At 47.4% G+C, this 13,170-nt stretch carries 11 protein-coding genes and 1 riboswitch; of the genes, 6 read left to right on the plus strand and 5 right to left on the minus strand.

Annotation, left to right across the window (positions count from 1 at the left end; genetic code table 11):
* Positions 1 to 46 precede the first annotated feature (46 nt).
* The 3 genes from thiC to argH form a co-directional block, all read right to left on the minus strand.
* Positions 47 to 2,032 (minus strand): phosphomethylpyrimidine synthase ThiC, encoded by a 1,986-nt coding sequence (thiC, locus tag AAEY83_RS10805; RefSeq protein WP_025646182.1) that lies wholly within the window; start codon positions 2,030 to 2,032, stop codon positions 47 to 49.
* Positions 2,033 to 2,282: 250 nt separating this feature from the next.
* Positions 2,283 to 2,400: riboswitch (TPP riboswitch) on the minus strand.
* 129 nt (positions 2,401 to 2,529) lie between these two features.
* Entirely contained in the window at positions 2,530 to 2,820 is a 291-nt protein-coding gene (locus AAEY83_RS10810) for an oxidative damage protection protein (RefSeq protein ID WP_025646180.1), read from the minus strand.
* Between the two features lie 188 nt (positions 2,821 to 3,008).
* On the minus strand, positions 3,009 to 4,382 hold the full coding sequence (gene argH, locus AAEY83_RS10815; RefSeq protein ID WP_025646179.1) for an argininosuccinate lyase: 1,374 nt from the start codon (positions 4,380 to 4,382) through the stop codon (positions 3,009 to 3,011).
* 203 nt (positions 4,383 to 4,585) lie between these two features.
* On the opposite strand from argH, the gene AAEY83_RS10820 reads away from it, so the two are divergent.
* The 6 genes from AAEY83_RS10820 (at position 4,586) to AAEY83_RS10845 (ending at position 10,427) form a co-directional block, all read left to right on the plus strand.
* Positions 4,586 to 5,632: a histidine kinase gene (locus AAEY83_RS10820; RefSeq protein WP_227501909.1), complete on the plus strand. Its 1,047-nt coding sequence runs from the start codon at positions 4,586 to 4,588 to the stop codon at positions 5,630 to 5,632.
* 314 nt (positions 5,633 to 5,946) lie between these two features.
* Entirely contained in the window at positions 5,947 to 6,684 is a 738-nt protein-coding gene (locus AAEY83_RS10825; protein WP_025646177.1) for a LytR/AlgR family response regulator transcription factor, read from the plus strand.
* A gap of 139 nt (positions 6,685 to 6,823) precedes the next feature.
* Positions 6,824 to 7,840 (plus strand): hydroxymethylbilane synthase, encoded by a 1,017-nt coding sequence (hemC, locus tag AAEY83_RS10830; RefSeq protein WP_025646176.1) that lies wholly within the window; start codon positions 6,824 to 6,826, stop codon positions 7,838 to 7,840.
* Positions 7,841 to 8,005: 165 nt separating this feature from the next.
* Complete coding sequence (locus AAEY83_RS10835) at positions 8,006 to 8,872, plus strand: uroporphyrinogen-III synthase (RefSeq protein WP_227501910.1); 867 nt, start codon at positions 8,006 to 8,008, stop codon at positions 8,870 to 8,872.
* A 32-nt stretch (positions 8,873 to 8,904) separates the two neighbouring features.
* Positions 8,905 to 9,897, plus strand: a complete 993-nt coding sequence (locus AAEY83_RS10840; RefSeq protein WP_025646172.1) for a hypothetical protein — start codon at positions 8,905 to 8,907, stop codon at positions 9,895 to 9,897.
* Between the two features lie 23 nt (positions 9,898 to 9,920).
* Positions 9,921 to 10,427, plus strand: a complete 507-nt coding sequence (locus AAEY83_RS10845; protein WP_025646170.1) for an acyl-CoA thioesterase — start codon at positions 9,921 to 9,923, stop codon at positions 10,425 to 10,427.
* Positions 10,428 to 10,534: 107 nt separating this feature from the next.
* On the opposite strand, the gene ribBA is transcribed toward AAEY83_RS10845, so the two are convergent.
* Together ribBA and AAEY83_RS10855 are read right to left on the minus strand one after the other, a co-directional pair.
* Positions 10,535 to 11,647: a bifunctional 3,4-dihydroxy-2-butanone-4-phosphate synthase/GTP cyclohydrolase II gene (gene ribBA / locus AAEY83_RS10850; protein WP_025646168.1), complete on the minus strand. Its 1,113-nt coding sequence runs from the start codon at positions 11,645 to 11,647 to the stop codon at positions 10,535 to 10,537.
* A 123-nt stretch (positions 11,648 to 11,770) separates the two neighbouring features.
* Entirely contained in the window at positions 11,771 to 13,060 is a 1,290-nt protein-coding gene (locus AAEY83_RS10855) for a replication-associated recombination protein A (RefSeq protein ID WP_025646166.1), read from the minus strand.
* Positions 13,061 to 13,170 lie beyond the last annotated feature (110 nt).

A 13,170-nucleotide genomic window follows, 5' to 3' on the forward strand; every position in this document is an offset into this window, starting at 1 on the left:
ACTGATTAGTAGCGCTTTTTTATGGGACAAAAATTAATTTTGATTATCATACCTCTTTATACAGCTGACGGCCTTCACTATGGTATTTTTCAGTCATCTCTTTCATACCTTGCTCAATCTCAGCGGTGCTCATAGCGTCTGCGCCTAGACTTTCTTTAGCATCCAAACCTTTAGCGTACTCGCGGACGTTTTGGGTGATTTTCATTGAGCAAAACTTAGGGCCACACATGGAGCAAAAGTGCGCTGATTTGTGCGCGTCTTTAGGCAGCGTTTCGTCATGATATTCACGGGCGGTATCAGGGTCGAGCGCTAGATTGAACTGATCATCCCAGCGAAACTCAAAACGCGCCTTAGATAAGGCATTATCGCGAGCTTGCGCGCCCGGATGACCTTTGGCTAGATCAGCGGCATGCGCGGCGATTTTATAAGTAATAATGCCGTCTTTGACGTCTTTTTTATTCGGTAGGCCTAAATGCTCTTTTGGTGTTACATAGCACAGCATAGCAGTGCCAAACCAGCCAATCATTGCCGCGCCAATAGCACTAGTGATATGATCATAGCCGGGTGCGATATCGGTGGTCAGTGGCCCTAAGGTGTAGAACGGCGCATCATTACAGAGCTCAAGCTGCAAGTCCATATTTTCTTTGATGCGGTTCATCGCCACGTGCCCTGGACCTTCGATCATTACCTGCACATCGTGCTGCCAAGCGATTTTTGTCAGCTCGCCAAGCGTACGCAATTCGCCAAATTGCGCTTCGTCATTGGCGTCTTGTAAGCAGCCAGGACGTAGACCATCGCCTAAGCTAAACGCCACATCATACTGCTTCATAATCTCGCAGATATCCTCAAAATGGGTGTATAAAAAGCTCTCTTTATGATGGGCTAGGCACCACTGCGCCATGATCGAGCCACCACGCGAGACGATACCCGTTAAGCGATTGGCAGTGAGCGGCACATAACGCAGCAGCACGCCTGCGTGAATGGTGAAGTAATCGACGCCTTGTTCGGCTTGCTCGATAAGCGTATCACGGAATATCTCCCATGTAAGGTCTTCAGCGACGCCATCGACTTTCTCTAATGCTTGATAAATAGGCACCGTACCGATGGGTACCGGCGAGTTACGAATCAGCCATTCACGAGTCTCATGAATATGGTTACCTGTCGACAAATCCATGATGGTATCCGCGCCCCAGCGCGTTGCCCATGTCATCTTTGATACTTCTTCATCGATAGACGAACCGAGTGCTGAGTTGCCGATATTGGCGTTAATTTTTACTAAGAAATTGCGCCCGATAATCATCGGCTCAGACTCAGGATGATTGATGTTATTGGGGATGATTGCGCGACCAGCCGCGACCTCGCTACGTACAAACTCAGGGGTAATCACTTTTGGCGTATTAGCGCCGAAGCTCTCGCCGTCGTGCTGACGCATGTCAGTCAGCTCATGCTGCTTTTGCGTCTCGCGAATGGCGATATACTCCATCTCAGGGGTGATAATACCGCGGCGCGCGTAGTACATTTGCGTGACATTGCCGGCTTTGCCCTCACTAATTTTTGCGCGGCGCGGCTTATCGATATGGGCAAAGCGTAGATTGGCTGTGGTGATATCACGCGCACGCGCTTGCCCGTATGAGCTGGATAAACCGCTTAATTGTTCGGTATCACCGCGCTCGGCTATCCAGCCCTCGCGCAGTTTGGGCAAGCCGCGGGTTAGATCGATATCGACATTGGGGTCGGTATAGACGCCTGAGGTGTCATAAACATAAAAAGGTGGGTTTTGCTCCCAGTCGGACTCATCAACGCCCTGAATAGGCGTGGAATCCAGCGTGATCTCGCGCATGGGTACTTGGATATCAGGCCTTGAGCCTTGGATATAGACTTTACGAGAAGCAGGGAGAATGCGGTGCAGGTCACGCGCGTCTTCTTCAAAACGAGTGTCTTGTTGATTACGATGGGCCGGAGTTTTTAGTGCATCCGCCTTTTTGTCAGCGGCGTTTTGTTGGGTCTTTGGAGGTACGGTTGAGGTTGTCATATGCTGTCCTAGCGTGTTGTTTTGAATAAAATCAACACCGCCAGTCGCTGCGGGGATAGCATTCGTTATCTAGGCAAGTTGAGCTTATGAGCAATCGCTAGCGACTAAATCAAAAACCATCTAGCTGCAAATAATTGTCATCGAGCTATGGACGACGCTTGATATCCGCTTTGATTACTTAGCCATGCGTACATTAAGGCTAAAAGTAACCGGGATAAAAAGGCATTTCTGCCCGTCCTTTGTCATAGATAATAAATGCTGAAGACTTCCCTGCGTCGGTACTAACCGCATCAGGTTCGGCGGGTGATCTCTCAGCGAATGTACAAAAGCTTTTTAGCTTATTGTACAACGCACCCCGAGTCTGTCAGTGTTGTCGTGTTTTGAGCTAGTAAGCTTAATACTAGCAGTTTTGATAGTAGCAAATTTGGCTCATAATATATAGCCATTTGCATAGTTTGCTTATAATGGATTAGTTTGCTTGCAGTAAAGAGCTAGGTTTATTTCTCAGGTGTCCAGCCCTGCGCGCGCTCATAATCCTCGTTATCTAAGAACTTCTCACGCTGCTCAGTTAAGAACTTCTTTGCTTCTGGGTCCATCATACTTAGATGGTTTTCGTTGATCAGCATGGTTTGCTGCTCAAGCCACTCCTTCCATGCTTTGTCAGAGACAGTGTCTTGTAGCTCTTGGCCTTTTTTGTTAGGAAAAGGCGGATGCGGCATTTTTGGCAAATCTTGCTGGTACTTACGGCAAAATACAGTGTTGGCTTGCGGATTAAAAGTCTCCGTCATGATGTGCTCCTCATTCATTATGTTTATTGGGCTATAGATGTATCCTCCTATGATAACGGTCTTGGCAAATTTAGCAAAGACTATCGGGTGTAGCAACAGTAACTGTCTATAAACAAGCATGAAAAAACCCACCGTATTGGCAGGTTTTAAATAACAACGAAAGCAAAAGCTCAAGTCAAAAACAAAGACTAAGCAAAAGCTTTTAGGCGCGCGCGGCCATTGATCACAGCTTGTTTAACTTGATTGGGCGCTGTACCACCGAGATGATCACGAGCGGCCAATGAGCCCTCAAGCGTTAGATAATCAAAGACGTCATCGCCAATAGCATCACTAAACTGCTGTAATTGTTCTAGTGTTAAATCGCTCAAATCAACACCTTCATCGATAGCGAGCGCAACAGCGTTGCCAACGACTTCATGGGCATCACGGAACGCCACGCCTCTGCGTACGAGGTAGTCTGCTAAGTCCGTAGCGGTAGCGTAGCCTTTCATCGTTGCTTCACGCATAGCCTCAACATTAGGGGCAATATTAGGTAGCATATCGGCAAAGGCGAGAAGTGAGCCTGTCAACGTATCGACACAGTCAAATAGTGGTTCTTTGTCTTCTTGGTTGTCCTTATTGTACGCCAAAGGCTGGCTTTTCATTAAGCTTAGCAGCGTCGTCAACTGCCCAAACACCCGCGCCGCTTTGCCGCGTACCAGCTCTGGCACATCAGGATTTTTCTTTTGCGGCATGATGGAGGAGCCGGTACAGAAGCGATCCGGTATTTTCACAAAGTTAAACTGCGCTGACATCCAAAGGATAATCTCCTCGCTCATGCGCGATAGATGCATCATCAAAATAGAAGCGTTTGAGGTAAACTCAATAGCAAAGTCTCGATCAGAGACGGCATCGAGTGAGTTTTGGCAAATACCCTCAAAGCCTAATAGCTCAGCGGTAATCGTACGATCAATAGGGAAAGTGGTGCCTGCAAGCGCGGCGCTACCAAGAGGCAGCTGATTGATACGGCGGCGCGCATCGACTAGGCGCTCGGTATCGCGGTAGAGCATCTCAAACCAAGCCATCACATGATGACCGAAGCTTACCGGCTGAGCGGTCTGCAAGTGTGTAAAGCCTGGCATAATCGTATCGGTATGCTGCTCAGCTAGATTAAGTAGGCCGCTTTGTAAGCGTACTAACAGCTCAATGATATTATCGGTCTCTTCACGTAACCACAAGCGAATATCAGTGGCGACTTGATCGTTACGGCTACGCCCCGTATGCAGCTTTTTACCCACTGCACCGATGATATCGGTCAGGCGCGACTCGACATTCATATGCACATCTTCGAGCGCAATTGACCAGTTAAAGTCTCCTGCTTCAATCTCGCGTAAGACTTGCTGAAGTCCTTCGATGATGGTGGCAACCTCACTATCGGTCAAAATATTGCACTGACCTAGCATAGTGGCATGAGCGACAGAGCCTTCGATATCATGACGGGCAAAGCGCTGATCGAAGCCGACAGAGGCGGTAAAAGCGGCAACGAAACTGTCTGTTGCTTCACTAAAGCGTCCGCCCCACATCTGCTGGCCTTGGCTACTAGAAGAAGGGCTTGGCTTAATGGCATTTGTGCTAAAATCAGCAGAAGAGATAGAATTATCTGGCATAGGATTACTAGAGTTTGAAGAATTGGCGTTCATATCGGTATAAGACAACTCATAAGAATAAGAGCTCAAGTATAGCAAAGGATGAGGTCGCCTTGCTAGCTGAGCGCTTAGAGTTTTTCGTGCCGAAAGTTACGGAGATGATGACGCTTTGGCAATGGCTACAGTATATCTTGGCTTGGGCGCTGTTTGTTACTATTGTTGGTCGGCATGAGCTGGCGACAGGGCCGCAGTTTTTAGTGGCTTATCTGGCTAAGTGTATTCAGTATATTTTAGCCATTATACCGACTTTATATTTAGTAGATTATTTACGTCCAATATTCAAAAGGATCAATCCTATTAGAGTCAGTCTCTATATAGTGCTGATGTTCATGCTGGCGTCTACTTTAGCTATGCTATTGGTCATTTTAGTGTTGATTAATGTCGGCTGGCTGGCGTACGAGCGTCAGGCGCTAGGGCTAGAGCTGCTATTTAATATGATGTTTACCGGCGGTTTTACTTTAGTATTTTTGCTTTATTTTATGCGTCGTCATCGTGAGCTGATAGCGCTGAAGCAATCCTTTGAATACAAGCTTAGCGCCCAAAACGACTTAATAAAGGCGCGTCTATCTCCGCATTTCTTCTTTAATACGATTAACAGTTTGCTATCGCTTATAGAGTCTAACCCGCCTTATGCAGCTAGGCTACTTGAGCATGTCTCAGCGCTGTTTCGAGCCAGTTTCAATGGCGTACGCGAGATTAGTTTTGAGGAAGAGGTGGCGCTTTGTAAGCACTACGTGACGATTGAGTCTTATCGCTTGGCAGATAAATTAGTTGTTAATTGGCAGCTGCCCGATGACGAAGTGATGGGCGATATGGTCATCACTGCGCTTACCTTACAAAGCATTATCGAAAAAATACTTATCAATGTGGTAGAGATGACCACGGAGACGATATATATAGATATAGCTGTCGTCTGGCAAGATCACCGCGTTATTATCACTGTCAGCGTACAGCTTCCGAGTAAAACCTTGATGATCGTACATGATCTACGTCAGCACGTTAATTTTCGGATGCAAGCTGAACGCTTACAACTCTATTTTGGTCCCAGCTCAAGCATTAAAAGTACGGTCACTAACACCCAGATTGTGACGATTATCGATTATCCTTTGCAAGATGCAGGCTTGTAATGTAGGACTGCTTATTCCGTGTATTTGCTGCATGACTGGCTGTTAATACTCAAAAAAGCATAAGTAATACCTGCAATATGGTACGTTTATTGCACTGTATTTATTGTCTTAGATCTATTACAGAATGAAGTACATACCCAAGAAAAATAGTCATCTCCCTAAATTGTCAGTGTCCTAAATGATAACCACGGTAAAAACGAAAGCTATAACATAAGAAGTATAAAATAGTCACTATAGATATAAAAAGTGGCTGGCGATAGTCAAGATGACGATTTTGAACCAACCGACTGAGTAAAGAGTAGAAGAGGTGTTTTATGCGGATAGTAGTTTGTGACGATGAGCCACTCGCACGCGAGCGTTTGGTCAGGATTGTCAAACAATCAGGCCATGAAGTTGTGGCGCAAGTAGGCACTGGAGCTGAAGCGGTTGACGCTGTAAAACTCCATCAGCCTGAGCTCATACTGCTCGATATACGTATGCCTGAGATGGATGGCGTACGCTGCGCGCAAATACTTGGCGAGCTTGAACATCCGCCAGCGATTATCTTTGTCACCGCTTACGATCATTATGCTATTGCCGCTTTTAAGGCCAATGCTATTGGCTACTTGTTAAAGCCTGCCAATAAAGATGAGCTGATTGACGCTTTGAGTAAGGCCAGCAATTTAAATGCCGCGCAGCTCGATGGCATTCGTAAGCTTGAAGATCCAATGTCGCGTCCGCCACGTGAGCACATCGCAGCTCGTACCCACCGCGGGGTTGAGCTAATTAACATCAGCGATATCTACTATTTTACGGCAGATCAAAAATACGTCAAAGTCCGTCACACTAATGGGATAGTGCTGATTGACGAGACGTTGAAAGAGCTAGAAGAAGAGTTCGATGAGCGCTTATTTCGTGTCCACCGTAATGCCATTATTAATTTAGATTTTTTGGGCTTCTTAGAAACAATAGAAGACGGTCGTTATCAAGTGCGCTTTAAAGGAACAGATGAGACGCTAGCCGTGAGCCGTCGCCATCTGCCCGCGTTACGCGAAAAAATCCAAAGTATGTAGATATTAAGGGTGTTAAACACGCCTTAATTAACCGACCATATCATCAGACCTCTATTTATGCTTAAATAGGGGTATTTTTTTGCGCTAAAGTCATTTTATTCTGATATATCTCTTTATATTTATCATTCCGAGGCTATCTATGAGCAATACTCAGTCATCTCCTTTGTCTACTTTGAACATCGCAACTCGTCAAAGCCCTTTAGCCTTATGGCAAGCTGAGCATATTCGCGATCGATTATCGGCCTTATATCCTGATTTGACCATCAACCTGCTCAAAATTGTCACTAAGGGTGACAAAATTTTGGACACTCCTTTAGCAAAAATCGGCGGTAAGGGCTTATTTGTCAAAGAGCTTGAGCAGGCGCTTTATGAAAAACAGGCAGATATCGCTGTGCATTCGCTCAAAGACGTACCGATGCAGCTCCCTGAAGGTCTAACACTTGGGGTATATTGCAAGCGCGCCTCGCCAACCGATGCTTTTGTGTCTAATACGTATAATAATATCGATGAGCTACCACAAGGCGCTGTGGTCGGCACAGCAAGTCTACGTCGCCAATGCCAGATCAAAGCCTATCGCCCAGACTTACAGGTTAAGACTTTGCGCGGCAACGTAGGAACGAGACTCGGTAAGCTCGACGCTGGAGAGTATGATGCGATTATCCTTGCCACTAGTGGCTTGCAGCGTATTGAGCTGGACGAGCGTATCCGTAGCGAGCTGGATATCGATACATGCCTGCCGGCAGTGGGCCAAGGCGCTTTGGCTATCGAATGCCGTGAGGACGATCAAGAGGTAATGGCACTACTAGCTCCGCTCAATGATGATATGGCGCGTATTCGCCTAATCGCTGAGCGCGCGCTGAACCGTCACTTGCAAGGCGGTTGTCAGGTACCCATTGCCGCCTACGCGATATTGCAAATGGCAGATGCTGCCGATATCAGTAGTAATCTTAATGATGATAATGGCGACACCTTATGGCTGCGCGGACGCGTTGGTGAAGAAGATGGCAGTAGACTGTTAAAAGCGGAAAAGCGCATAACGCTGAGCGGCACACAAGCACAAAAAGAGCAGCAAGCCAATCAGCTAGGTATTGATGTTGCTGAGCAACTACTAGCAAAAGGTGCTGGCGCTATTTTGGATGCTATTTATAACCCTTAAGCATATAATTTAAGTCGCAATTAGCAATTAGCAATAATTAGTATAGGCCCTGCCAGCTGCGCATCATAATACTCGTGCTTTAATAATGATGCCGCTATTGTATTGGCGATTGACCATAGCGGCATTTGTCTGTGTCATTTAATGTCTCATTCAAGGTTTAACTCGGTGCCCACCTCAATGTCTCGTAACCTCTCACCAGTAGTGATTAATACCCGTCCCATAGAACGCGCCGCTCCTTTGACCAAGCACTTGCAAGATGTCGGCTTTGCAGTGGTCGAGATGCCCATGCTGAGGTTGCAGACGCGCGCGGTCGTCGTTACCGATATCGACATCATGCGGCGCTGGCTTGCCGGTGATTATCAAGCGTTAGTGGTGGTCAGTCCTACCGCCGCGCAGTCCGGTTTGGCCGTCTGGCAAGCGCTGATTGATGAGCAGCAAGTGCAGCCAATCGAGCCAATAACAGCGAAGCGCGCTCACTATGAGCCGCCAAGCGCTATCATTGCTGTTGGTGACGCCACCGCTGAGGTTTTACAAGCGGCGACTCAGCCAGTACTACAGCCGTTAATAGCGAATAATGAAGGCATGCTAGCGATGCCAGAGATTGAACGGTTGCAAGCAGGCGATAAATTACTGGTTTGGCGCGGGCTTGGCGGGCGCAGGCTTTTGGTCGATACGTTGCAGGCGCGCGGGGTTGAGATCGAGAGCATCGCATGGTATGAGCGCATGATGCCAGACTCGGCGGCGAGTGATTATGCAACATGGTTAGCAAGCTATCTTAATCAACAAGACCAAGCTAGCACATCGCAACCTAAGCCTATTGTGATTATCAGCAGTGGCACCGCGTTTGAGCATTGGGTCAGTGTCGTGCAGCAAGCACAAACAAGACATACAGGCGCTCTTAGGTTAGACGACTTTCGTTATGTGGTGCTAGGCGTACGCTTAGCGGACATGGTGGCCGCGCAGCAGCTTATGTATATTCAGGTCGAGGATTTATCTCCTGAAACGATTTCGATGGCAATCAATACGCCCTAATAGTTATCTTCTTTTAAATAATGGTGCTTGTTATGTCAACTGAGCCTAAACCGTCATCTGAGTCGCCTTTAGTCATTCAGCAGCGCCGGCAAGCGAATATATTATTACTGCGCTTGCAGTGGTTGTTTATTGTACTTTTAGCACTAGCGCTGGTTTGGCTTTACGTCAGTCAGCAGCGCTTTGAGAGCCAAATTAAAGAGCGCCTGAATAATAATGAGCAAGTAGTCACTCGTCTCAATGAGATGGATGACCGTCTGTTCGCCATTAGCCAGCAGACCGCGCCAGCTCCTAAAGCGCCGCTCACCAGTCAAGCGCAGAATCAGTTAGACTTATTGCGTATTCAGATGCAAGCGGCAGATAGTTTGCTTGCAGATAATAACTATAGCGCGGCGATTGATTTATTAACTGGGTTACAGTGGCAACTGTCACAAGCAAACAATGAGATCGCCCCGGCGCTCAATATCGTCATTAAGCAAAGCCTCAGTGATGACATCGAGCGTCTGCAAGCGCGGAGTGCTCAGCCTAGCCCGTGGCAATTACAGAGCTTAGCTATTCAAGATATCCAGACCTTTTTGCATCGCTATGAAAAGTCTGTTGATAGTCGCTCAGTCACCAAAAGTAATGAGCAGTCCAGTCACACTTTACCGTCTAAAAACACCAGTCTTAGCCGCCGCCAGTTGATCATTCACGAAGCGCTGATGACGCTTAACTTAGCCATACAAGCGAGCAATATGCGTGAGCCTGATCAGTTGACACGCTACTTGAGCCAAACGCGCGCTCAGCTACAGCCCTTAGTCGTCCCAACGCAGGCTAAAGACCACAGCGTCTCAAAAGGTGAGTCATCAACAGAGCAGAAAACGGCTAATCTCAGTGCTGCTAATGCTAACAGTGACAAATCAGCGGTAAAAACGCCGAGCAATATTAGCGAAGTCATTACTTGGTTGGATGAGTTAATAGCCAGTCCTCCTGAGTCTATGCCACTACTGACCACCCAAGTGCTAAATCAGCCTAAAAATAATCAATAACACAGAATTATGGATACTCTACTATGAGCCCTACTAGTCCTGAGCATACCAAAGTCAAACAGCAGAACCAGACGCATAGCAATGGGGAAGATGAGACGCCCGCTGCTTTACAGCACTATCCTGTCATTTACTCTCAGGTGGTGCAATGGGGCGAGATGGATGCCTTAAACCATCTCAACAACGTCGTTTATTATCGTTATGCTGAGTCGGCGCGCATTCATTATTTGCAAGCCTTAGATCTGTTCGAGAGCGGCGCTATGTTGCTGGCGCATTCAAGTTGCCAGTATCTGCGGCCAGTCACTTATCCTGACACGCTACTTATAGGTCTACGTTGTCAGCGTTTGGGTACTACCAGCATGATTATAGAATATAGCTATTATAGCCAGCAGCAGCAAGAGGTAGTAGCAGAGGCAGAAGCGGTCATCGTACGTTTAGATAATAATAGTGAGCACAAACTGCCTTGGACAGCTAAAGAGCGCTCGCGCCTGCTCGCTTTAGAAGCGCAATTTGATCATACCCCAGAGCATTAAAGCGCTTCTATCATTCTATCGACAAAAAAAGGCACGCTAACAGTAGCTAGCGTGCCTTTTTATTTTTAATTACAGCTTTGAATAAAATAATTTACTTATACAGCACTTTATTCTTTATTGGGAGCGCTGACAAAATCGACCACATTAAGATCAAAACCTGATAGCGCATAAAACTTCATGGGCGAAGATAGCAGACGCATATCACGTACGCCTAGATGGCGCAAGATTTGCGCGCCAACACCGATGCTACGATAGGGCTGCTGAGTGATCGTTGACAAGGACTCATTGCCTGCCGCTTTATCTAACGCATCGCCAAGATCGACAGGCTGATGACTGCCAATCCAAACCATGACTCCGCGCTCTGAAGCACTGATTTCCTCTAGTGCTGACTGTACGCTCCAGCCACTGCGACCCGTCGTATCGTTTTTGGCGGCAAATAAATCTCGCAGCGGATGAAAGCCGTGTACCCGTACAGTACTGACGCCAGCACTGACATCACCTTTGACTAAGGCTAAATGCGTCTCATCAGCGCCAAATTCGCGAAAGCGGTGCAAGGTAAAGCTGCCATGCTCCGTCTCAAATGGACGCGACTCTATCTCTTCTATCGTTTGCTCATTGGCGATACGGTAGTTAATAAGATCAGCAATCGTACCCATCTTAATATCATGCTCTTTGGCAAATACTTCTAAATCATCACGGCGAGCCATCGTCCCATCCGCATTAATAATCTCAACGATCACTGCAGCAGGTTCAAGCCCTGCTAGGCGTGCTAAGTCGCAGCCCGCTTCGGTATGCCCGGCGCGGTGGAGCACGCCGCCGTTTTGTGCCATGATAGGGAAGATGTGCCCAGGCTGGACAATATCTTCTGGTTTCGCTGCCGAAGACACCGCTGCTTGAATGGTACGCGCCCGGTCAGCCGCCGAAATACCTGTAGTCACCCCTTCAGCCGCTTCGATAGAGACGGTAAAGTTGGTACTGAACTTAGCCTCATTGCGATCTGACATCAGTGGTAGTGCCAATTGCTGGCAGCGCGCTTGTGATAAGGTAAGACAGACTAAGCCGCGAGCATGGGTAATCATAAAGTTAATATCTTCAGGGCGCACATGGGTGGCAGCCATAATGATATCGCCTTCATTTTCGCGGTCTTCGTCATCCATCAAGATGACCATCTTACCGGCGCGAATATCTTCAATTATCTCAGGAATAGTATTTAAACTCATAGGACTCTCTATATTTTTATTGGTTTGGGTGTCAAAAGATCGATGCGTCATTGTAACAGTGGAATTGTAACAGTAGATACGCTTACGTGCTGTACTACAGGTAATTATTCTCTTAAGCGCGTGTCAGTCGTTACTAGCAGCTTGGCTCTTTAGCCAATCCATAAACGTCTTACTGTGCTGCTCGCGCTGATTGTCAGCATACTCATAAAAGCGGGTGCCAATGAGGTTGTCAGGCAAGTAACTTTGCGCGTAGTAATGGTTGGGGTAGTTATGCGGATAAGTATAGCCGGCGCCGTAGCCCTCATTACGCATCAGTTTAGTCACGCCATTACGCAGATGCAGCGGTACAGGGGAGGCGTCCTTTTCCGCTAAGCGCATCGCTGCATTAATCGCTTTATAAGTGCTGTTACTCTTAGCGCTAGTGGCCAAATAGACCACCACTTGTCCTAAGATAATCCGCGCCTCAGGCATACCGATAGACTGCACACTACGCAAGGCTGCATCTGCGAGCAGCAGCGCATTTGGATTGGCATTACCGATATCTTCGCTCGCCAATATGACCAGCCGCCGCGCGATAAAATCAGCAGGCTCACCGCCGACTAGCATTCTAGCCATCCAATACAGCGCCGCGTCTGGATCCGAGCCGCGTACCGACTTGATCAGCGCTGAGATGATATCGTAATGCTGCTCACCATCTTTATCGTATCGCACCAATGCTGTCTGCGCCACGCGCCCGACAATCTCATCATCGATGATAATCGGGGTGTGCTTAGGATCAGCAGTCTGCACCGCCAACTCTAGTAAATTTAGCGCCTTTCTAGCGTCGCCGTGTGCCAGCTCACTAATAAAGCCTTGTGCTTGTAGCTCAATGTTTAAAGTTTTTAGCACCGTATCTTGAGTGAGTGCTCTTTGCAAGACAGCAGCGATTTGTTCATTATCCAGCGGTTCTAAGCGGTAGACTTGGCAGCGAGACAGCAAAGCATTATTGACACTAAAAGACGGGTTTTCAGTAGTTGCGCCAATTAAAGTAATATCACCTGCTTCCACTGCGCCAAGCAAAGCATCTTGCTGGGCTTTATTAAACCGATGAATCTCATCGATAAAAACCACCGGCGACTCAAAGCTGAGCGAGTCATTGTTATCGAGCACTTCGCGCAGTTGCTTAACGCCAGTGTTCAAAGCTGATAAAGCATGAAACGGTCGGCCTACCGCTTTTGCTAATAGCATCGCGATAGTGGTTTTACCAATGCCTGCTTCCCCGTGCAAGATAATAGAGGACAGATGGTTTTGTTCGACCAAACGTCGCAGCGGCGCGTCAGCGGCTAACAGATGCTCTTGGCCGATGATATCATCTAAAGTCGTAGGGCGCATACGCTGTGCTAAAGGCGTATCAGCATGAAAAGCAGAGGGCATAAAATTCCTAAGGCGTATTAAAAGTAATGCGCTATTAGGGCGTGTTGAACATTCACAAATGCGCACTGCTGATAGCTAAAATAGTTCTAGTCTAAGTGAAAATTGCAGGT

Origin of the sequence: Psychrobacter sp. TB20-MNA-CIBAN-0197 (genome assembly GCF_040309765.1) — a bacterium.
GTDB classification, from domain to species: domain Bacteria; phylum Pseudomonadota; class Gammaproteobacteria; order Pseudomonadales; family Moraxellaceae; genus Psychrobacter; species Psychrobacter submarinus.